Genomic DNA, 21,420 nt, shown 5'->3' on the forward strand with positions numbered 1-21,420 from the left:
TAGGAGCTGCCGCAGGCTGCGATCTTTTGATCCTGTTTTTCAAAAGACAAGATCAAAAGATCGCAGCCTGCGGCAGCTCCTACACAGATCAATACAATGCCCATAAAAGCCACCTAGACTTTAATCATCCCTTTCGACAAGGCTGTCTCCATGATCACGATGTCTTCGTTTCACGCCATGCTCATTCCGATCCTGTGCGGAATGCTCCTGCTGGCCATCGGCTTCAACTTCCGCGACAAGAACGCCGGTGTTTTCGCCATGTGGGTCGGCATGCTGTTGATCCTCGCCACCGTGGTTTACAAGATCCTCGCCAAACTCAACGAATAACCGCGCACCGGCTCGCATTGCAGCAGGCGGGCTCGTACACTCGTTCGATCCGCCCATTGCGAGGTTGACCGCCTAGTGTTTGCTCGTCTTTTTGCTTTACCCAGTCTGTTCCTCGTCTGCCTGATGACGCTGCTGCCGCTGGCGCCTGCCCAGGCGGTCGGTCTGCCCGGCCTGCTCAACACCAACAAGGCCCAGCCCGAAGCGCAAGAACCCCTCGGTCAATCCCTCGACGAAGTCATCAAGTCGCTGGAAAACGACAAGCAACGCGCGCAACTGCTCACCGACCTGAAAAAGTTGCGCGACGCCACGAAAAAAGCCCAGACCACACCTGAAGAAGGCGTGCTCGGCCTGATCGGCGGCACCCTCGCCAATTTCGAAAAACAATTCACCGGCGCTGACAGCCCGCTCAATCGCTGGTCTGCCGAGTTCGATCTGGCCAAAGATGAATTCAGCGCCTTGATGATGCCGGCCAGCGAATGGCTGCCGGTAATCTTCGGTTTCGCCATGATTCTGATGGTCTGGAGCCTGCTCGCCGCTGCGCTGATCTGGCTCAGTCATCGCGTGCGCATGCGTTTCGGCCTCACTGAAGAACTGCCGCAACACCCCAAAGCCCTCGACATGCTGCGCTTCGCCCTGCGCAAACTCGGGCCGTGGCTGATCGCCTTGGTCATCACCGTCTACATGAGTTACGCCTTGCCGTCCTCGTTGGGTAAAAGCCTGGCGATGGTGTTGGCGTACGCATTGGTGGTTGGCACCTGCTTCTCGGCAATCTGCGTGATTGCTTTCTCCCTGCTCGATGGCCCGCACCGCCATCGCGCGCTGTACATCCTGCGTCATCAGGCGTTCCGGCCGTTGTGGCTGATCGGCAGCTTCGCCGCGTTCGGTGAGGCGCTGAATGATCCGCGTCTGATCGAAAGCCTCGGCGTGCATCTGGCCCACACCGCCGCGACCGTCGCCAACGTCCTCGCGGCAATTTCAACCGGCCTGTTCATTCTGCGGTTCCGCCGACCGATTGCGCACCTGATCCGCAACCAGCCCCTGTCGCGACGCCTGACTCGCCGCGCGCTCAGCGACACCATCGATATCCTCGGTACCTTCTGGTACGTCCCGGCGCTGGTGCTGGTGGGGATTTCGCTGTTCGCGACGTTCTTCTCCGCCGGCGACACCAGCACTGCTTTGCGCCAATCGATGATCTGCACGGTGTTGCTGGTGTTGTGCATGGTGATCAACGGCCTGGTGCGTCGCCACTCGCTGAAACCGCAGCGCGGGGCCAAACGTCATGCGCTGTATTCGGAACGACTGAAAAACTTCTTCTATACCCTCGCCCATCTGCTGGTGTGGCTGGCGTTTATCGAGTTGGGTCTGCGGGTGTGGGGCAAGTCGCTGATCACTTTCGCAGAAGGCGACGGGCATGACGTCAGCGTAAAACTGTTCAGCCTCGCTGGCACGCTGCTGTTTGCCTGGCTGATCTGGATTCTCTCCGACACCGCCGTGCACCACGCCCTCACCCGCTCGCGCAAAGGCCTCGCCAATGCCCGCGCGCAAACGATGATGCCGTTGATCCGCAACGTGCTGTTCGTGGCGATTTTCATCATCGCGCTGATCGTCGCGCTGGCAAACATGGGCATGAACGTTACGCCACTGCTGGCCGGTGCCGGTGTGATCGGTCTGGCCATCGGTTTCGGTGCGCAGTCGCTGGTTGCCGACTTGATCACCGGCCTGTTCATCATCATCGAAGATTCGCTGGCCATCGATGACTACGTCGACGTCGGCGGCCACCTCGGCACCGTCGAAGGCCTGACCATCCGCACCGTGCGCCTGCGCGACATCGACGGCATCGTCCACACGATCCCCTTCAGTGAGATCAAAAGCATCAAGAACTACTCGCGGGAGTTCGGCTACGCAATCTTCCGCGTCGCGGTGCCGTACAACATGGAAATCGATGACGCGATCAAACTGATGCGCGACGTCGGCCAGAAGATGCGCACCGATCCCCTGCAACGCCGCAATATCTGGTCGCCGCTGGAGATTCAGGGTGTCGAGAGTTTTGAGTCCGGCAGCGCGATTCTGCGTGCACGGTTCAAGACGGCGCCGATCAAACAGTGGGAAGTGTCGCGGGCGTTCAACTTGTCGCTGAAGCGGCATCTGGATGAAGCCGGACTGGATCTGGCCACCCCACGCATGAGCGTACAAGTGATCACTGCCGGCGGTGGCGAGCCTAAGGAATAGCACTCAGGCGCGCAGTTGCAGTCACAGGCAGGGAAGCCCAAAAACAATAACCAAGGAGAAACCCGATGCAGCTGACCCGCATTGCCCAGGCCGTTCTACTCACCCTGTTCGCCTGTCACGCCGGCGCCGCCACCATGGAAAGCACGCGCACGCAGATCGCCGAGCAGGCGCAAAAACTCGAACCGGAACTGCTGGAAACCCGCCGCGACATCCACGCCCACCCCGAACTCGGCAACACTGAAAAGCGCACGTCGGAACTGGTCGCCAAACAACTCAAAGCCATGGGTCTGGAAGTCAAAACCGGCGTGGCGCGCACGGGCGTGGTCGCCGTCCTCAAAGGCGCCCTGCCCGGCCCGACTGTTGCCCTGCGCGCCGACATGGACGCGCTGCCGGTCAAGGAAGTCTCCGACCTGCCATTCGCCTCGAAAGCCAAAGGCACCTACCTCGACAAAGAAGTCGACGTGATGCACGCCTGCGGCCACGACGCCCACACCGCGATCCTGCTCAGCACGGCGAAAATTCTGACCGGCATGCGCGACACCCTGCCCGGCACCGTGGTGTTCTACTTCCAGCCCGCCGAAGAAGGCCCGAGCGACTTCATCCCCGACGGCAAAAATACCTGGGGCGCGAAAATGATGGTCGAGGAAGGCGTGATGAAATCACCGAAACCCGACGCCGTCTTCGGCCTGCACGTCTGGGCCGGCGTCCCCGCCGGCCAGATCACCTACCGCCCCGGCCCGACCCTCGCCAGCTCCGACGACCTGCGCATCAAAATCCTCGGCAAACAAACCCACGCCGGCCGCCCATGGGACGGCATCGACCCGATCACCGTCGGCGCACAAACCATCGTCGGCCTGCAAACCGTGGTCAGCCGCCGCACCGACATCTCGTCGTTTCCATCGGTGGTCAGCATCGGCACCATCAACGGCGGGACGCGCTACAACATCATTCCCGAATCGGTCGACATGACCGGGACGATCCGCTCATACGACTACGGCATCCGCCAGAAACTCCACGCCGACGTACGCCAGACCATCGAAAAAATCGCCGAAAGCGGCGGTGCCAAAGCGGACGTCACCATCATCGAAAAATACGACCCGACCATCAACAACCCGGCACTTACCGAAAAAATGCTGCCGACGTTGAAGTGGGCGGCCAAGGATGACGTGGTGCAAGGGCCGCTGGTGGGCGGGGCCGAGGACTTCTCGTTCTTTGCCAAAGAAGCGCCGGGGCTGTTCGTGTTTTTGGGGGTGACGCCGCGGGATCAAGACATGAGCAAAGCCGCACCGAATCATAATCCAGGGTTCTTTGTCGATGAGTCAGCGTTGGTGGTTGGCGTGAGGACACTGGCCTCGTTGGCAACGGATTATTTGTATGCCAACGCGCAGACAAACAAGTAAAGAGGCGGTGACTGTGGGGGCGCTTTCGCGAGCGGAGTCGCTCCCACAATTGGATGGTGTTGAATCAGGGAGAGATTGGTCGGCTGTCAGGCCGCCTTCGCGAGCAAGCTCTGCTCCTACAAAAGCAAAAGCAAAAGCCGAGCACGCCATGCTTCTCACCACTCAATAGGCCGAGTGTCAGCTCGCCTGCTTTTGATCTTGATCTTAGAGCCCGTCGGGAGGCTGAGTGGAGGGATTCATACGGGGAAAGCATCGAGAGGAGGTGCAGCGAAGCAAACCGTAGGCGATGCCCCCGGATGAACCCGGAGCGAAGGAACCCGAGCCTTAGCGAGGGCCGGACGTCAGGGCACAGACCTTTTGGTTACTTTTGGGGCGTTTGCCAAAAGTGACCCGCCGTAAGGGCGGAACCATAATCAGCAACACCCGCAGCAACGGATATGCCCCCAAAAAACGATCAAACAACGTCGACCCCGACATGAATCGCATCATGCCGCCAAAACTCCAGATCACAATCAATCAACCGCTCATGCTGATCATAATTAACCCGAGCAATCCGTAACCCAGGACTCCCCACCGACACCCGCAAAGCCGCCGCCGCATCCACCGACAAAGACGTCGGCACAATCTCAAAGCGCACCCGCCCATAGTGCAAATCGTAATGCCGCGCATACAACTCAGTAATCGACTGATTCAAATCAAACTCAAGAATCCCCGGAAAAAACTGCGGATTCAAATAGTGCTCCACATACAACACCAACCGCCCGTCAATCCGCCGCGACCGGCAAATCTGAATCACGCTGGACAGCGCCGGCAACTGCAACCACTCGCATACCGCCGCCGACGCCGGTTGCAGCCGCGCCGAAATCACCTCGGTCGACGGCACCCGCCCCTGCGCACTGACCATCGCGTGAAAGTGACTGCGTTGCATCAGGTTATAGGCCAGACGCGGCGGCGACACGAACCAGCCGCGTCGCTCTTCGCGATAAATCTGCCCCTGTGCCTCCAACTGCAACAACGCCTCACGCACAGTAATCCGCGTGGTGCCAAACAACTCACTGAGCTTGCGTTCGGCCGGCAACTTACTGCCCGCCGCCAACAAACCGTGGTCGAGCTGCTCCTGCAACACCTGGCCAATGGCTGTCACCGCTTTTGTTGCCTCATCGCGCATCAACGTTACCTATCTGGACTAGACCAGCACTGTTTCGGGGCAAAGCCGCACGGTGATCAAACCCGTTTCGCGGTGTTGCAAGCCTAGGCAGTACACATGACCGATAGATGACAAAACTACCGAACGGTCATCCTCACGGCTTGCAATACATCGGCCAAGTCCCTTGCCCTCCGGGCCTTTGAGCATGGTCTACGCTTATCTGGCACCTGCCGATATTGGCCAGATAAAAGGCCTGGCGCGAGGCCACCGACATCAAAGTGTCATCCAGCCCCCTTAAATTGGCTCAGGTATTGCTGACCTAGACCAACAACCACCGCAATCGCAGCGTTGAACACGACCAAGGAGCTTCGGAATGAAACAGCTTTTCCTGGCAACACTGTTAGGCTCGACCATTGCACTGTGTACCTCCGCCATGGCGGCCGGCACCGATCTGAAAACCCTCGAAGCCGCTGCGAAAGCGGAAGGCGCCGTCAACAGCGTCGGCATGCCCGATGACTGGGCCAACTGGAAAGGCACCTGGGAAGACCTGGCCAAAACCTACGGCCTGAAACACATCGACACCGACATGAGCTCGGCTCAGGAAATCGCCAAGTTTGCGGCGGAAAAGGATAACGCCACCGCTGACATCGGCGACGTCGGCGCCGCGTTCGGCCCGATCGCGGTCAAGCAAGGCGTGGTGCAACCGTACAAACCAAGCACCTGGGATCAAGTCCCGGACTGGGCCAAGGACAAGGACGGCAACTGGGCGCTGGCCTACACCGGCACCATTGCGTTCATCGTCAACAAAAAGCTGCTGCACGGCTCCGAAGTACCGACCAAATGGGCTGACCTCAAGGGCGGCAAATACAAGGTCTCCATCGGTGACGTAAGCACCGCCGCCCAGGCTGCCAACGGCGTTCTCGCTGCGGCACTGGCCAACGGTGGCGACGAGAAAAACATCAAGCCGGCCCTGCTGTTGTTTGCCGACATTGCCAAGCAAGGTCGCCTGTCGATGGCTAACCCGACCATCGCCACCATGGAAAAAGGCGAGATCGAAGTCGGTGTGGTCTGGGACTTCAACGGCCTCAGCTACAAAGCCAAGATGGCCAACCCGGATGATTACGTGGTGTTGATCCCGTCCGACGGTTCGGTGATTTCCGGCTACACCACGATCATCAACAAGTACGCGAAAAACCCTAACGCCGCCAAGCTGACCCGCGAATACATATTCAGCGACGCCGGCCAGACCAACCTCGCCCGCGGCAACGCGCGCCCGATCCGCGCCGAGCACCTGCAACTGCCGGAAGACGTGAAGGCCAAACTGCTGCCGAACGAGCAGTACAAAAAGGTCACCCCGATCAAAGACGCCGACGCCTGGGAAAAGACCTCCAAAGCCCTGCCACAGCAGTGGAACGAAGAAGTCATCGTCGAGATGAAGTAATCCTTCATCTGTAGGAGCTGCCGCAGGCTGCGATCTTTTGATCTTGCCCTTTAAGAGCAACCTCAAAAGATCGCAGCCTGCGGCAGCTCCTACAGGGGTTGGTTCCAGTTTTGTTTTCGGAGTTTTTGCCCCTATGAAGCACAACGTCATCCTTGTCGTGCTCGACGGTCTCAACTACGAGGTCGCGCGCCACGCCATGGGGCATCTGCAGGCTTATGTTGGCGCAGGACGCGCCGCGCTCTACCAGTTGGAGTGCGAGCTGCCGGCCCTGTCCCGACCGCTTTATGAATGCATCCTCACCGGCGTGCCGCCGATCGACAGCGGCATCGTCCACAACAACGTCGCGCGCCTGTCCAATCAGCGCAGCATTTATCACTACGCCCGCGATGCCGGTCTGAAAACCGCAGCAGCGGCGTATCACTGGGTCAGCGAGCTGTACAACCGCTCACCGTTCGTGGCTGCCCGCGACCGGCACACCGACAATCTGTCGCTGCCGATCCAGCACGGGCATTTCTACTGGAACGATCACTATCCGGATTCGCACCTGTTCGCCGACGCCGAAAACCTGCGCCTGCGCCATGATCCGAACTTCCTGCTGATCCACCCGATGAACATCGACGACGCCGGGCACAAACACGGCCTCGACAGTTCGCAATACCGCAACAGTGCGCGCTCGGCCGACATCATCCTCGCCGACTATTTGCAGAGCTGGCTCGACGCTGGTTATCAAGTGCTGGTGACCGCCGACCACGGCATGAACAACGACCGCTCGCACAACGGCCTGCTGCCGGAAGAACGCCAAGTGCCGCTGTTCGTCCTCGGCGATGCCTTCAGCTTCAGCGCTGATGCCGCGCCGAAGCAGACGGAAATCTGCGGCACTGTCTGCGAACTGCTCGGCGTGCCCCACGACAAACCTGTGTGCCGGGAGCTGCTCAAGTGAATGCCATGACTCGCGGCAAATGGCTGGCGGCGTTGTGCCTGGTGCCCTTCGCGCTGTTCTTTATCGTCTTCGAAATCGCCCCGCTGGTCTGGGTGATGATCAACAGCCTGCAATCGGAAGAGTTCGGTTGGGGCATCGAAAACTTCACCAAGATCTTCAGTTCGAAGTTCTACTTGCAGGCGATCCAGTACAGCCTGGAAATCAGTTTCTGGTCGAGCGTATTCGGCATCATCATTGCCGTGCTCGGGGCGTATTCCCTGCGCCGCGTCGATTCAAAACTGCGCAACTTCGTGAACGCCTTCGCCAACATGACCAGCAACTTCGCCGGCGTGCCGTTGGCGTTCGCCTTCATCATCCTGCTCGGGTTCAACGGCAGCATCACCATCATGCTCAAGCAGGCCGGGATCATTCAGGACTTCAACCTGTATTCGAAAACCGGCTTGATCATTCTCTACACCTACTTCCAGATTCCCCTCGGCGTGCTGCTGCTCTACCCGGCCTTCGACGCTTTGCGTGAAGACTGGCGCGAGTCCGCTGCATTACTCGGGGCCAATGGCTGGCAGTTCTGGCGGCACATCGGTTTGCCAGTGCTGACGCCAGCGCTGCTGGGTACGTTCGTGATCCTTCTGGCCAACGCCCTCGGCGCCTATGCCACGGTGTATGCACTGACGACGGGCAACTTCAACGTCCTGCCGATCCGGATTGCAGCGATGGTCTCCGGCGACATTTCCCTCGACCCGAACCTGGCCAGCGCTCTGGCCGTGGTGCTGGTGGCGCTGATGACCATCGTCACCGTCGTGCATCAACTGCTGTTGAAGAGGAGCTACCATGTCTCGCGCTGAATCCGGCCCGGCCGGCCTCTACCACCGCGTCGTGGTTTACCTGCTGTTTGCGATCCTTTTGCTGCCACTGGCGGGCACGCTGGTCTACTCGATCGCCAGCAGTTGGTCGGCGACCATTTTGCCTAGCGGTTTCACCTTCAAGTGGTACATCCAGTTGTGGAGCGACCCGCGCTTCCTCCACGCCTTCGGCCAGTCATTGCTGGTGTGTGTCGGCGCGCTGGTGCTGTCGGTGGTGCTGATTCTGCCGCTGCTGTTCGTCGTGCATTACCACTTTCCGAAACTCGATGCGTTGATGAACATCCTGATCCTGCTGCCCTTCGCGGTGCCGCCGGTGGTGTCGTCGGTGGGTCTGTTGCAACTCTACGGTTCCGGGCCGATGGCGATGGTCGGCACGCCGTGGATTCTGATCGGTTGCTACTTCACCGTGGCGCTGCCGTTCATGTACCGGGCGATCACCAACAACCTGCAAGCGATCAACCTGCGCGACCTGATGGATGCCGCGCAACTGCTCGGCGCCAGCACCTTTCAGGCAGCCATTCTGGTGGTGCTGCCCAACCTGCGCAAAGGCCTGATGGTCGCGTTGCTGCTGTCGTTCTCGTTCCTGTTCGGTGAGTTCGTTTTCGCCAACATCCTCGTCGGCACGCGTTACGAAACCCTGCAGGTTTATCTGAACAACATGCGCAACAGCAGCGGCCACTTCACCAGTGCGCTGGTCATCTCGTATTTCTTTTTCGTGCTGGTCCTGACCTGGATCGCCAACATCTTGAACAAGGACAAAAGCGAATGAGCTATGTCAGCGTCCAACACCTGCAGAAAAATTACGCGGGCACCCCGGTGTTCAGCGACATCAACTGCGAGATCAACAAAGGCGAATTCGTCACCCTGCTCGGCCCGTCCGGTTGCGGCAAATCTACCCTGCTGCGCTGCATCGCCGGGCTGACGCCGGTGGATGGCGGCCAGATCCTGCTGGATGGCGTCGACATTGTGCCGCTGACACCGCAAAAACGCGGGATCGGCATGGTCTTCCAGAGCTACGCGTTGTTTCCCAACATGACCGTCGAGCAGAACGTCGCGTTCGGTTTGCGCATGCAAAAGGTCAACGCCGACGACAGCCATAAACGCGTGTCGGAAGTTTTGAAACTGGTTGAACTCAACGACTTCGCCAGCCGCTATCCGCATCAACTCTCCGGTGGCCAATGCCAGCGTGTCGCCCTCGCCCGTTCGCTGGTCACGCGCCCACGTTTGTTGCTATTGGATGAACCGCTGTCGGCCCTCGATGCACGAATTCGCAAACACCTGCGCGAACAAATCCGTCAGATTCAGCGCGAACTCGGCCTGACCACGATCTTCGTCACACACGATCAGGAAGAAGCGCTGACCATGTCTGATCGCATTTTCCTGATGAATCAGGGAAAAATCGTACAGAGCGGCGACGCCGAGACCTTGTACACCGCGCCCGTCGACGTGTTTGCCGCAGGCTTTATCGGCAACTACAACCTGCTCGACGCCGAAGCCGCGTCGAAACTGTTGCAGCGCCCGATCAACCATCGCATCGCCATTCGCCCGGAAGCCATCGAACTGAGCCTCAACGGCGAACTCGACGCGCAGATCCGCAGCCATAGCCTGCTAGGCAATGTCATTCGCTATCGCATCGAAGCGCGCGGCGTGGAATTGGTGGTGGATGTGCTGAATCGCTCGGCGGCTGATCTGCATCCCGACGGTCAGCGTCTGGCGCTTTCCATCGATCCGACGGCCCTGTGTGAAGTAGCTTAAAAGCAGCTGCGCGCTTCGAGCTACAAGCTTCAAGTTGTAGACTGCGGCGCAGCTGATTCCAATTCTTGCAGCTCGACGCTTGTAGCTCGCAGCTGTTCTCGGAGAGAACTGATGGCCCTGGCAATTTTTGATCTGGACGAAACGTTGATCCACGGCGACTGCGCCACCCTCTGGAGCGAGCAGATGGGGCGCCTGGGCTGGGTCGATCCCGAGTCGTTCATGCGCAAGAACAACGAACTGATGGACGCCTACAGCCATGGCAAATTGCGCATGGAAGAGTACATGGCGTTCAGCCTCGAACCGCTGATCGGCCGTACGCCTGAAGAAGTCGAGCACTTGGTCGGGCCGTGGGTTGAAGACTTTATCGAACCGATCATCTTCAGCGACGCGACCAAAACCATCGCCGCGCACCGCAAGGCCGGCGACCGGATTCTGGTGATCTCGGCGTCGGGCACGCACCTGGTCAGACCGATTGCCGATCGACTCGGCATCGACGAGATTCTGGGGATTGAACTGGAAGTCGCGCACGGCGTTTACAGCGGCCAGACCGTGGGCACGTTGACCTACCGTGAAGGCAAGATCACTCGCTTGCTGGAGTGGCTGGACGCTGAAGAAGAGAACCTCGAAGGCGCAAGTTTCTATTCCGACTCACGCAATGACCTGCCATTGCTGCTGAAAGTGGATTTCCCGCATGTGGTCAACCCGGATCCGGTGCTGCTCGAGCACGCCGAAAAAGCCGGCTGGCCCATCCATCTCTGGAAATAAAAGCAAAAGATCGCAGCCTTCGGCAGCTCCTACATTTGGAATGCAATCCCCCTGTAGGAGCTGCCGAAGGCTGCGATCTTTTGACCTTGCTCTGATCTCAGCTCAAACTTTCGTCAATCACCAACACCAGTTTCCCAGCCACCGTATTACTCGCCAGCTCGGCAAACGCCGCCTCGGCATCCTTCACCGCAAACGCCTTGGCCAACTGCGGACTTAACCGCCCTTCCGCAAACAATGGCCACACCTGCTGGCCCAGATCGCTCAACAGATCCGCCTTGAACTGATCATCACGGCTGCGCAACGTCGAGCCCAGCAACTGCACGCGCTTACCCAACACCTGCGCCAGATCCAGTTTCGCCTCGCGGCCACCCATCAAACCGATCAGCACCCAACGCCCGTCCAGCGCCGTCAGCTTCAGATTCAGCGCCGAATAATTACCGCCCACCGGATCAAGAATCACATCGAACGGCCCGAAGTCGCGCAGGCTCTCCAGATCGTCAGTGCGCAGCACCCCGCCCTGAGCCCCCAGCGCCTCGCAATAAGCCAAACGCTCGGCTGAACCGACGCTGACCCAGCACGGATTGCCAAACGCCTTGCACAGCTGAATGGCGGCTGAACCGATTCCACTTGCCCCGGCGTGCAAGAGAACTTTCTCACCCGGTTTGAGCGCCGCAAGTTGAAACACATTCAGCCAGACTGTTGCGTAAACCTCGGGCAATGCCGCCGCTTCAATCAACGAAACGCCTTCGGGAACCGGCAGCACGTGCCGCCCGTCAACCACCACCTCTTCGGCCATGCCGCCCCCGGCCAGCAAGGCGCAGACCCGATCGCCGACCTGCCACGAACTGCCCGCGCCGACCTCGCTGATGACCCCGGAACACTCCAGACCGAGCACGTCGCTTGCGCCCGGCGGGGGCGGATAGAGACCGGCTTTCTGTAATAAATCGGCGCGATTGAGGCCGGCTGCCGCCACTCGAATGCGAACTTGTCCTACATCACATGTAGGACTCGGGGTCTCAACCCACGCCACTTGACCTTCCACGCCTTGCAATGCCTTCACAGTGCCTCCATAGTGAGTCTGGACTGAGCCCGAAGCTGTAGCGCCGGGCTTTTTGCATTATGCGACCGGCTCTCGTAGAACCGGCGACTTCAAAGACGGCCTAATATGCGTTATCAATTGTCCCCGCGTCGAATCAGCATGAAGCATCTGCTCCCAAGCACCGCCCTCGCTCTATTCATCGGTATCGGTATTTTGCCGATGTCGGGCAATACCTTCGCTGCCAACAGCTGGGACAAATTGCAGCCTGATCGCGATGAAGTCATCGCCAGTCTGAACGTCGTCGAGTTGCTCAAGCGTCACCACTACAGCAAGCCGCCGCTCGACGATGCGCGCTCGGTGATCATCTACGACAGCTACATCAAGCTGCTGGATCCGTCGCGCAGCTATTTCATGGCCAGCGACATCGCCGAATTCGACAAGTGGAAGACGCAGTTCGACGACTTCCTCAAAAGCGGCGACCTCAACGCCGGCTTCACCATCTACAAGCGTTATCTGGATCGCGTCAAATCGCGTCTGGACTTCGCCATCGCCGAGCTGAACAAAGGCGTCGACAAGATGGACTTCAACACCAAGGAAACCTTGCTGATCGATCGCAAGGACGCTCCTTGGCTGAAATCCACTGCAGAACTTGATGACCTGTGGCGCAAACGCGTCAAGGACGAAGTCCTGCGCCAGAAGATCGCCGGCAAAGATCCGAAGCAGATTCAGGAAACCCTGACCAAGCGCTACAAGAACCAATTGGCGCGCCTGGATCAGACCCGTCCGGAAGACATCTTCCAGGCGTACATCAACACCTTCGCCATGTCGTACGACCCGCACACCAACTATCTGTCGCCGGATAACGCGGAAAACTTCGACATCAACATGAGCCTGTCCCTCGAGGGCATCGGCGCTGTGTTGCAGAGCGACAACGACCAGGTGAAAGTCGTGCGTCTGGTGCCGGCAGGCCCGGCCGACAAGACCAAACAGGTCGCCCCGGCGGACAAGATCATCGGCGTTGCCCAAGGCAACAAAGAGATGGTCGACGTGGTCGGCTGGCGTCTCGACGAAGTGGTCAAACTGATTCGCGGCCCGAAAGGCACCGTGGTGCGTCTGGAAGTGATTCCGGCGAGCAATGCGCCGAACGACCAGACCACCAAGATCGTGCCGATCACCCGTGAAGCGGTGAAGCTCGAAGACCAGGCGGTGAAGAAGTCCATCCTCAACCTGAAACAGGACGGTAAGGACTACAAGCTCGGCGTCATCGAGATTCCGGCCTTCTACCTCGACTTCAAAGCGTTCCGTGCCGGTGATCCGGACTACAAGAGCACCACCCGCGACGTTAAAAAACTGCTGACTGAACTGCAGAAAGAAAAAGTCGACGGTGTGGTTATCGACCTGCGCAACAACGGCGGCGGCTCCCTGCAAGAAGCCACCGAGCTGACCAGTCTGTTCATCGACAAAGGCCCGACCGTACTGGTGCGTAATGCCGATGGCCGTGTCGACGTGCTCGAAGATGAAAACCCGGGCGCGTTCTACAAAGGCCCGATGGCGCTGCTGGTCAACCGCTTGTCCGCCTCGGCTTCGGAGATTTTCGCCGGCGCCATGCAGGACTATCACCGCGCGCTGATCATCGGTGGCCAGACCTTCGGTAAAGGCACCGTGCAGACCATTCAACCGCTGAACCATGGCGAGCTGAAACTGACCCTGGCCAAGTTCTACCGGGTCTCCGGTCAGAGCACCCAGCATCAGGGCGTGCTGCCGGACATCGACTACCCGTCGCTGATCGACACCAAGGAAATTGGCGAAAGCGCTCTGCCGGAAGCCATGCCGTGGGACACCATCCGCGCGGCCATCAAACCGGCGGCCGATCCGTTCAAACCGTATCTGGCTCAGCTCAAATCCGAGCATGACGCCCGCACGGCGAAAGACGCGGAGTTCGTGTTCATCCGTGACAAGCTGGCACTCGCGCAAAAACTGATGGAAGAAAAAACCGTCAGCCTCAATGAAACCGAGCGTCGCGCGCAACACACCGACATCGACGCCAAGCAACTGGCGATGGAAAACATCCGTCGCAAAGCCAAAGGCGAAGAGCCGCTCAAAGAGCTGAAGAAAGAAGACGACGACGCCCTCACGGCCGCCGAGCCGGACAAGGTCAAACCAGAAGACGATGCCTACCTGAGCGAAACCGGGCGCGTGCTGCTGGATTACCTGAAGCTGAGCAATCAGGTGGCGAAGAAGTAAGTGATGGCAATTTAATGCTGACGATCCCCGGATCGTCATCAAACAGTCATCATTCTGTCGTGCAATAAAGGACTGGGAGCCACTCTCCAACGAGAGCGCTCCCGGTCCTTTTTTTATCGCCAGAGATTGCCATGACCACGACCGAACAGCTGAGTGCCTTGAGCTCGATCCTGACTCAAAGCGGATTGCACAGCCTGTTCCAGCCGATCATCTGCCTCTCCGAGCGCCGCATTCTCGGCTACGAAGCGCTGACACGCGGCCCGTCCAACAGCCCTCTTCACTCGCCGATTGCCTTATTCGCGGTGGCGCGACAGGCGGGGCGTTTGAGTGAGCTGGAAATCGCCTGCCGCCAAAGCGCCTGCCGTCGTTTCAACGAACAACAACTGCCGGGCAAACTATTTCTCAACGTCTCGCCCGAGTCTTTACTCGAAGCCGCGCATCAACCGGGACGCACACTGCAACTGCTTCAAGATTTCGGCATTCCGCCCAGCCAGGTCGTCATTGAACTGACCGAACAAACACCCATCGACGACTTCCAACTGCTGCAAACCGCACTGCATCACTACCGCGCGATGGGCTTCTCCATCGCGCTGGATGATCTTGGCGCCGGTTATTCGAGCCTGCGCCTGTGGTCGGAGCTGCGCCCGGATTACGTGAAGATCGATCGACACTTCATCGACGGCATCCATCAGGATGCGCTGAAACGCGAATTCGTCGGCTCGATCCTGCAAATCGCCAAAGCCTCCCGCGCGCAAGTCATCGCCGAAGGCATCGAACTGCCGGAAGAACTCGCGGTGCTCACCGAAATGGGCGTCGACCTGGTGCAAGGCTATTTGCTCGGCCGCCCACAAGAACACCCACCGCGCGACGCCCGCACGTTGATGCCCAAACACGACAGCAGCAGCGTTGCGCTGAATGACGAAGGCAGCGACCTCAGCGCCCTGCTCAACGACCAACCCGCCGTAGCGCGCGACACACCGACCGCGACCGTACTGGAAGCCTTCCGCCGCCAAGCCAACCTCAACTCACTGGCCGTGCTCGACGAACAGGGTCAGCCGTGTGGCATCGTCCATCGCCATTCCTTGTCGGATGCCCTGCTCAAACCGTTTGCCACTGACTTGTTTGCGCGTAAACCGATTAGCCGATTGATGAATGACGATTTTCTCGCGGTGGAAATGAGTCAGTCGTTGCAGCAAGTGAGCCGCCTCATCACCAGCCGCGCTCGGCAGCGGATCGAAGAGGATTTCATCATCACCCTCAACGGCAGCTACCTCGGTCTCGGCCGGGTGATCGACGTGCTCAAACTCATCACCGAACTGAAAATCCAACAGGCACGCTACGCCAACCCGCTGACCTTGCTGCCTGGCAATGTGCCGATTCAGCAGTGCCTCACTCGCCTGCTGCAACAGGGTCGAGAATCTGTCATCTGCTACGTCGACATCGACAGCTTCAAACCCTTCAACGATATCTACGGGTACGGACGCGGGGACGAAGTGTTGTTGTGTCTCGCGCAATGCCTGAATGAACGCGTCGACCCCACCCGAGATTTCGTTGGCCACATTGGTGGCGACGACTTCCTGTTAGTCCTCGGCCCTGAAGACTGGCGCAAGCGACTCAATCAACTGCTCGACGACTTCCAAAGCCAATGCCGCCGCTTCTATCGCCCCGAACATCTTGAGGCAGGCTGCTTCATCGCGCCGAATCGCCAAGGTGTGCGGCAGGAGTTTCCGCTGTTGTCGCTATCCATTGGCGTAGTCCATCTACACCCCGAGGCCTGCGCACAGCTTGATGCCAGTCAGCTTGCGGAGATGGCATCGCAGGCGAAGCATCATGCGAAGAATGTTCCGGGGTATAGCGTACATCTGTTGGATAGCCTTACAACCACAGCACTCCACCAGCCGCAGCTAATGGGTCAACGCTGATTTTTTTCAACTGCACGTAACGACTGGACCAATCAAATTCACCATTGAGTTTGATCTTCAAGGCTTGCCCGAAGTAAATCATCCTTCCACGACTCACTGACGACCTCATATATATGTTCAAAAAAACCACGAGAATCTATTATTTCCGTTTCATCCCATGCAAGCATTCGCGGATCATCATAATCGCTCTCAAACTCTTCAGAAAAATCAAAATCAGCATCCTGTAAATGGCTTTCGAGAAGTTTATAAATCAAATACCTATGACGATAAGTTAAATAATCAAATTCCGGAACAATGAATTTTTTGATTATTTCTTGTCGATCCTCATATTTATTAGGGTCATAAATCCACAACGCCTGACCAAGCGTTTCTTCCCGATCGTAGACCGATATCCCACTCAACACATGAGAAAGCCTGGGTTCGAATGGCAACTTTGTAAATGGCAGCATCAACATAACTTTACCTATCTTGGAAAAACGGTAAATGGCCGTTTAACATCTCGCTTGTCAAATTTCACTTCAGCCCCATCCAAGCTATCTATGTAACGAGGGTTATCTAGATCTCTTTCATTCGGCTTGTAACCACGCCCCGCTCCTGGGAGTTTCATCCTAACAATAGGATTTTGGTCTGCGTCATACCCTGTCGGCTCAGGGATTTTTTTATTCATTCTAGATAAAGCGAAATCTAACGCCCGATAGTGCATCATCCAACTACTAAATTGTGAGCTCGGCCCTATCCTCCCCCTGACGGATTTTTTTGTTGGATGTGAGCCGTCTATTGACCGTTGTTTTAGGGCAACATCGTCAATCTCCGTACCATGTTTTTCTACTCCATGCATTCTGTATTGCCTGTTCCAAGCCAACACTTGACGCTTAGCCTCTGCTTCATTTTTCGGCCCCTGCAGACCAACAGGCGGAACGATGGGGAGTCCTTGGTTTACAGCAGGCTTATCAGCCTGAATCGGTACTGAGCACTTTACGTTCTTATTATTTTTCGGCGGCGGACAATTGGAGTTCAACCCCAACGGATCCACCCACCCAATCGGGTTCGGCGTGTACTGGTACTGATTCAACCCACCCGCGAGCTTCACCGGATCCGGCGTCAAATACCGTCCCAGGCGCGGGTCGTAATACCGATGCCGGTTGTAGTGCAGCCCACTCTCCGCATCGAAATACTGCCCCTGAAACCGCAGCGGCTGATCCAGGTATTCCTCAGCCGCCAACGTCACCGCCGCGACTTTTCCATAGGCGTCGTACTGCGCCGACCAGACGATTTCCCCGCTGTAATCGGTCAGCTCCAGCGGCGTGCCGAGGTGGTCGTTCTGGTAGTAAAACGGGCAGGCCTTTTTCGGGCCTTTGCCGTCGAGCAGTGCTAACGGACGGAAGGTGCCGGGGTCGTAGACGTAGCTGCGGTATTCGCTCTGGCTGCTTTCGGCGACGAGGTTGTCGCCTTGCCAGAAGAATTCAGTGGTGGCGCCGTCGACGGTTTTGCTGATGCGTCTGCCGAAAGCGTCGTAACGGTAAGACGCGGTTTTACCGTCAGGGCGAATCAGGCCGATCAGGCGGTGCTGGCAGTCGTAGTGGTATTCGGTGACGAGTTTGTGCGCGGTGCCGCGACGCTCGCGGATCAGGTTGCCGAAGGCGTCGTAGTCGTAATGGCGGTCGCCCTGCATCAACAGGCGGTTGCCTTTGATATGGCTCGGGCCAGGGCGATCCTGCATGAGCAGGTTGCCGGCCGGGTCGTGGGCGTAGGTTTCCGGGAGTTCGTCGCGGGAGTGGCGGACGCGGGTCAGTCGGTCGAGGGCGTCGTAGTAATAGCTGCGCTGACCGTGGCGGCTATCGGCGATGCTCGCCAGGTTGCCGTTGACCGCGTAGCTGTAGTGGCGCAGGTACAGTGGGCTGGATTGTTGATTGACGGCGTGGGCCTGAAGGTGGCCCTGTTCGTCGTAGTGATAGTGGCTGTGCAGCAAACCTTGCTGACGGGTTTGCTCGCGACCGAATTCGAACTGATGGGTGGTCAGGCGTGCGCCGTTGAGGTCGATCGCGGTCAGCGCGCCGCCCTTGGCATGGTGGTAATCGAGTTTGCTGTTGTCCGGCAAACGCATGCGCTTGAGCTGGCCGCAAGCGTCGTAGGCATAGCGCAGAGTGCCCCAGCCCTGGTGCTCGGTGATCAGCCGATCCTGGCGGTCGTATTCGAAGGCCAGCGGATGGTTTTGGCCATTATCGACACCGATCAAGCGACCGAGACTGTCGTACTGGTAACTGACCTTCACTCCGTCCGGCAGGGTTTTAACCAGCAGACGCCCGGCGCCATCGCGTTCGTATGCGGTGACTAACCGTGAGTCGTCATCGCCAAACTCGGTCTTTTCCAGCAGGTGACCGTTGAGGTCATACACGTAAGCAGTTCGGCGCCCATCGAAACCGGTTTCCTGTCGGATTAATCCGGTCGGCGTGTAGTCCAGCCGATATTTCTCACCCGACTCGTTCTCGATTTCCGTGAGCAGCAATTGGGCATGGTCGTAGCGATACTGAACCCGCGTGCCGTCGTGGTTAATGCGGCGGGAGACCAGATGCAGGTCATCGTCGTATTCATACCGGGTGATATGCCCCAGCTCGTCACGCTCGGCGGTGACTTGCCCGTACGCGCCATAGCTGTAAGCACGCGTGGCGCCGGTAGGAAAAGTCGTCTGAACCAGTCGGCCAACGGCGTCCCACTGCTGTCGGGTAACGGCGCCATGTTGATCAACCGTGGTCGCCCGCCGTCCCAAAGCATCGTAGGAAAAACGCCGTACACCACCCTCAGGCAGCGTCTCTTCAACCAGTTGGCCGAGGTCATTCCAGGCCAGCAGATGACGGCTGGTGTCCGGATACCGGATCGACACCAGTTGCCCGCGAACGCTGTAGTAGTAATGAGTCACCTGCCCGTCAGGATCGACAGCCTCGGTGATGTCGCCCTCGGCATTGCGCCGATAAATCCACACCGCATCGCCACGCGAACGCCGATGCAGGAAACCGTTGCGATACTCGTAGGACGTTGGCGCATCCGCTGTCGGAATCAGCGCGATCAGTCGTCCGACATCGTCGTATCGGTACTCGGTGATAGAACCCAGCGCATCCTGTTCAGCGATCAACCGTCCCTGATCGTCGTAGGCCTTGAGCTGCTCGCTACCATCCGCCTCAACCTTACGCACCAGCCGCGCACGGTCGTCGTGGACATAAACCTCTTCGGTGCCATCGACGTAATGCACCGCGACGCTGCCGTCGTCATCCCAGACATAACGCGTGTCCATCTGCGAAAACGACGCCCAGTGCCGCACGCAGCGTGCAGCTTTGCCGGCCCGTTCCCATTCCCAGAAAAAGCTCGCACCACCGGTCAGCTGTCGCTGCAGGATGACCTGCGCGTCGTCGTAGTCGTAGCGCTCGCTTTCACCTGCGGCATTGGTCGCCGCGAGCAAACGCTGACGCGCGTCATAGCAATAACTGACGAGGGTTTGCTCGGTACGCCACGCCTCTTCAAGGCGCTCGGCTGGATGAAAACTCTGGTAGTCGATCGCAATCAGTTGCGCACGGTCGTAACGCAACTGCAGCGCCCGCCCCGCGCCATTGTCGAGACGACTGATGCGATCCTGACGATCGCGGCTGATGCGTAAACGGTTGTCGTACGCATCGCTAATCGCCGTCAGACGCCCGGCACGAAAGTGATAAAACCGCGCCGTTTCCCCGGCCAGCGCAACAATCAGCTCCTCCGGCTCATCCCCAAGAAAAATCGCCGCCCGCGACAGGCTGTTGTGAATCGCCGGCCGCTCAACACTCGGCAACGGTAACCGTGTGCGCCTATTCTCGTGATCGACCCAAACAACCGTGTCGCCCTCAAACTCCAGCCGATGCGCCAGCGAATGGCTCCAGCCAAACCCCAGCCCGACATCGATTTCCACCGCACTGGTGCGATACAACCGAGTGAATTCAAACGGCAACACGCCGTCGAGCACAGCATCCGTCAGCGTCAGCAGTTCCTCACCGGTGACCATCGACACCGGACAACCGTTGGTGCACGTAGCCGAAGCGCAATCAGCGCTGTCCCCGTTGGGATTTTTCGCCTGATCCGGAGCGTCATCGTGGTGCTCGTCTTTCTTCAGCAAGGCGTTGCGCTTGGCGTTCCAACGCAACTGCATCCGGCCTTTTTTCACCCCGGCGGCAATCCCGCGTGCAGCGACTTTTTTGTATTTGTCGACGTACTTGATGAAGCCTTCGACGATGGCAAACATCGCCTTCAGCAACCGCGTCAACGCTGACAACAACTGCGCGGCGCGGTCAGCCAGGCGCAGCGTCAGATAAGCGATGCCGGCACCCGCACCGACAAACGTCAGCACGACGCCGATCAGCAAATCGATCAGCACCTGCACGATCATCATTGACGCCGCTTCGGCGGTTTTGCCGGCGATTTCGCTGGGCGGCAGCATCTCCAGCCAAAGGCTGGCGCTACGCAGCAGCAAACACAGCGCCGCTTCATCGCTCATCAGCAGTTGCAGCTTTTCCATGACATCGGGAGCCGTCTCCGCCAGCTCCTTTAACTGCGTGGCCCCAGCCCCCAACCGCTCGGCAAAGGCCCCGGGATCCTTGAGAATGTCCGAGAGCAAACCGATGCTGTCCCACACTCCCTCGATCGCAGCCCAACTTCCGGCCAGCATGCCGTTGCTTGCCGATGTCGCCACCGACTGCGACCACTGCGGTTTAAAACCCTGCCACTCACCGCGCAGCCAGCCGTCGAGTTCACGGGTCAGGCCGTCGTAGGCTTTAAATAGGTCATCAACCTGGTCCGTGGTGACCTCGCTGTGCACCAGCACCTGATAGAACTTGCCCGCTGTGCCCTTGAACAAGCCTTTGCCTTGCGCATCAAGGGTTACGGGGGTGATTTCGCCACTGTCCATGGCGATCACATCGACGGTGATGTTGCCGAGCGCAATGTCGTACACCGACTCGAACTTGCTCTCGATCAGCATCGGCCCGCTCTTCGGGCACTGGACGACGCCGGAGAAAAACTCGTTATCGGTACTGCTGACAACGGTGCTGTGTTCGCCGAAGCGGATGATCCGCTCCATGCCCATCAGCGACGGCAGATCCGCCGCGTGGCTGACGTTGTCTGCGGCACGGCTGGCCCAGTGCTTGAGCTGTTCGCGGTAGAGACTGAGGCTGGCGGGAAAACTGTCGAGTTCTTGCTCGATGCGAGCGATGGCGTCCATCAGCGCACGTCAGAGCGCGAATTGGACGGGTTAATCGGGTCGAACATGAGCGTTCCCTCGCGCAAAAAAATAGGCGCGGGAACTGTGCGGGGGATCAATCAGGAAAGAAGTC

At 58.6% G+C, this 21,420-nt stretch carries 15 protein-coding genes; 11 read left to right on the forward strand and 4 right to left on the reverse strand.

Annotation, left to right across the window (positions count from 1 at the left end):
• Window positions 1-150: 150 nt before the first annotated feature.
• The 3 genes from ACP3TY_RS16690 (at window position 151) to ACP3TY_RS16700 (ending at window position 3,956) form a co-directional block, all read left to right on the forward strand.
• Window positions 151-327, forward strand: a complete 177-nt coding sequence (locus ACP3TY_RS16690; RefSeq protein WP_172680090.1) for a hypothetical protein — start codon at window positions 151-153, stop codon at window positions 325-327.
• Between the two features lie 75 nt (window positions 328-402).
• Window positions 403-2,556 carry a mechanosensitive ion channel family protein gene (locus tag ACP3TY_RS16695; protein ID WP_212544298.1) on the forward strand — a complete coding sequence of 718 codons (2,154 nt, stop codon included), beginning with the start codon at window positions 403-405 and terminating at the stop codon, window positions 2,554-2,556.
• A gap of 65 nt (window positions 2,557-2,621) precedes the next feature.
• Window positions 2,622-3,956 carry an amidohydrolase gene (locus ACP3TY_RS16700; RefSeq protein ID WP_426618016.1) on the forward strand — a complete coding sequence of 445 codons (1,335 nt, stop codon included), beginning with the start codon at window positions 2,622-2,624 and terminating at the stop codon, window positions 3,954-3,956.
• A gap of 454 nt (window positions 3,957-4,410) precedes the next feature.
• Here ACP3TY_RS16700 and ACP3TY_RS16705 read toward each other — a convergent pair whose 3' ends face one another.
• Window positions 4,411-5,124, reverse strand: coding sequence for a UTRA domain-containing protein (locus ACP3TY_RS16705; RefSeq protein WP_282357446.1), 714 nt, complete (start codon window positions 5,122-5,124; stop codon window positions 4,411-4,413).
• Window positions 5,125-5,476: 352 nt separating this feature from the next.
• Between ACP3TY_RS16705 and ACP3TY_RS16710 the strand changes: the two genes are divergently transcribed.
• From ACP3TY_RS16710 to ACP3TY_RS16735, 6 genes are all read left to right on the forward strand, one after another.
• On the forward strand, window positions 5,477-6,544 hold the full coding sequence (locus ACP3TY_RS16710) for an ABC transporter substrate-binding protein (protein ID WP_141129984.1): 1,068 nt from the start codon (window positions 5,477-5,479) through the stop codon (window positions 6,542-6,544).
• Between the two features lie 133 nt (window positions 6,545-6,677).
• Entirely contained in the window at window positions 6,678-7,484 is an 807-nt protein-coding gene (locus ACP3TY_RS16715) for an alkaline phosphatase family protein (RefSeq protein ID WP_212551384.1), read from the forward strand.
• Between the two features lie 5 nt (window positions 7,485-7,489).
• Window positions 7,490-8,326: an ABC transporter permease gene (locus tag ACP3TY_RS16720; protein ID WP_178124209.1), complete on the forward strand. Its 837-nt coding sequence runs from the start codon at window positions 7,490-7,492 to the stop codon at window positions 8,324-8,326.
• A complete protein-coding gene (locus ACP3TY_RS16725; protein ID WP_008083711.1) occupies window positions 8,313-9,113 on the forward strand; it encodes an ABC transporter permease in 801 nt (266 codons plus the stop codon). Before ACP3TY_RS16720 ends, ACP3TY_RS16725 begins: the two co-directional genes overlap by 14 nt.
• Window positions 9,110-10,099, forward strand: a complete 990-nt coding sequence (locus tag ACP3TY_RS16730; protein ID WP_159814905.1) for an ABC transporter ATP-binding protein — start codon at window positions 9,110-9,112, stop codon at window positions 10,097-10,099. Before ACP3TY_RS16725 ends, ACP3TY_RS16730 begins: the two co-directional genes overlap by 4 nt.
• A gap of 111 nt (window positions 10,100-10,210) precedes the next feature.
• Window positions 10,211-10,864 (forward strand): HAD family hydrolase, encoded by a 654-nt coding sequence (locus ACP3TY_RS16735; RefSeq protein ID WP_053118621.1) that lies wholly within the window; start codon window positions 10,211-10,213, stop codon window positions 10,862-10,864.
• A 97-nt stretch (window positions 10,865-10,961) separates the two neighbouring features.
• Here ACP3TY_RS16735 and ACP3TY_RS16740 read toward each other — a convergent pair whose 3' ends face one another.
• On the reverse strand, window positions 10,962-11,924 hold the full coding sequence (locus ACP3TY_RS16740) for a zinc-binding dehydrogenase (RefSeq protein WP_426618017.1): 963 nt from the start codon (window positions 11,922-11,924) through the stop codon (window positions 10,962-10,964).
• A 138-nt stretch (window positions 11,925-12,062) separates the two neighbouring features.
• On the opposite strand from ACP3TY_RS16740, the gene ACP3TY_RS16745 reads away from it, so the two are divergent.
• Together ACP3TY_RS16745 and ACP3TY_RS16750 are read left to right on the forward strand one after the other, a co-directional pair.
• The gene (locus ACP3TY_RS16745; protein ID WP_172680089.1) at window positions 12,063-14,147 is read left to right on the forward strand and encodes a carboxy terminal-processing peptidase; all 2,085 of its coding nucleotides are present in this window, start codon (window positions 12,063-12,065) and stop codon (window positions 14,145-14,147) included.
• Window positions 14,148-14,278: 131 nt separating this feature from the next.
• Entirely contained in the window at window positions 14,279-16,069 is a 1,791-nt protein-coding gene (locus ACP3TY_RS16750; RefSeq protein WP_426618018.1) for a bifunctional diguanylate cyclase/phosphodiesterase, read from the forward strand.
• Between the two features lie 38 nt (window positions 16,070-16,107).
• On the opposite strand, the gene ACP3TY_RS16755 is transcribed toward ACP3TY_RS16750, so the two are convergent.
• Both ACP3TY_RS16755 and ACP3TY_RS16760 read right to left on the reverse strand, forming a co-directional pair.
• Window positions 16,108-16,524, reverse strand: a complete 417-nt coding sequence (locus ACP3TY_RS16755; protein WP_426618019.1) for a hypothetical protein — start codon at window positions 16,522-16,524, stop codon at window positions 16,108-16,110.
• Between the two features lie 8 nt (window positions 16,525-16,532).
• Window positions 16,533-21,308 carry an RHS repeat-associated core domain-containing protein gene (locus tag ACP3TY_RS16760; RefSeq protein ID WP_426618020.1) on the reverse strand — a complete coding sequence of 1,592 codons (4,776 nt, stop codon included), beginning with the start codon at window positions 21,306-21,308 and terminating at the stop codon, window positions 16,533-16,535.
• Between the last annotated feature and the right edge of the window lie 112 nt (window positions 21,309-21,420).

This window comes from Pseudomonas rustica, from assembly GCF_049959085.1.
Taxonomy (GTDB): domain Bacteria; phylum Pseudomonadota; class Gammaproteobacteria; order Pseudomonadales; family Pseudomonadaceae; genus Aquipseudomonas; species Aquipseudomonas rustica.

Excerpts from the sequence above, each read along its gene's own strand:
- ACP3TY_RS16690 (WP_172680090.1), top strand. The coding sequence starts at position 151 with ATGATCACGATGTCTTCGTTTCACGCCATGCTCATTCCGATCCTGTGC.
- ACP3TY_RS16700 (WP_426618016.1), top strand. The coding sequence starts at position 2,622 with ATGCAGCTGACCCGCATTGCCCAGGCCGTTCTACTCACCCTGTTCGCC.
- ACP3TY_RS16705 (WP_282357446.1), bottom strand. The coding sequence starts at position 5,124 with ATGCGCGATGAGGCAACAAAAGCGGTGACAGCCATTGGCCAGGTGTTG.
- ACP3TY_RS16710 (WP_141129984.1), top strand. The coding sequence starts at position 5,477 with ATGAAACAGCTTTTCCTGGCAACACTGTTAGGCTCGACCATTGCACTG.
- ACP3TY_RS16715 (WP_212551384.1), top strand. The coding sequence starts at position 6,678 with ATGAAGCACAACGTCATCCTTGTCGTGCTCGACGGTCTCAACTACGAG.
- ACP3TY_RS16720 (WP_178124209.1), top strand. The coding sequence starts at position 7,490 with ATGACTCGCGGCAAATGGCTGGCGGCGTTGTGCCTGGTGCCCTTCGCG.
- ACP3TY_RS16725 (WP_008083711.1), top strand. The coding sequence starts at position 8,313 with ATGTCTCGCGCTGAATCCGGCCCGGCCGGCCTCTACCACCGCGTCGTG.
- ACP3TY_RS16730 (WP_159814905.1), top strand. The coding sequence starts at position 9,110 with ATGAGCTATGTCAGCGTCCAACACCTGCAGAAAAATTACGCGGGCACC.
- ACP3TY_RS16735 (WP_053118621.1), top strand. The coding sequence starts at position 10,211 with ATGGCCCTGGCAATTTTTGATCTGGACGAAACGTTGATCCACGGCGAC.
- ACP3TY_RS16745 (WP_172680089.1), top strand. The coding sequence starts at position 12,063 with ATGAAGCATCTGCTCCCAAGCACCGCCCTCGCTCTATTCATCGGTATC.
- ACP3TY_RS16750 (WP_426618018.1), top strand. The coding sequence starts at position 14,279 with ATGACCACGACCGAACAGCTGAGTGCCTTGAGCTCGATCCTGACTCAA.
- ACP3TY_RS16755 (WP_426618019.1), bottom strand. The coding sequence starts at position 16,524 with ATGTTGATGCTGCCATTTACAAAGTTGCCATTCGAACCCAGGCTTTCT.
- ACP3TY_RS16760 (WP_426618020.1), bottom strand. The coding sequence starts at position 21,308 with ATGGACGCCATCGCTCGCATCGAGCAAGAACTCGACAGTTTTCCCGCC.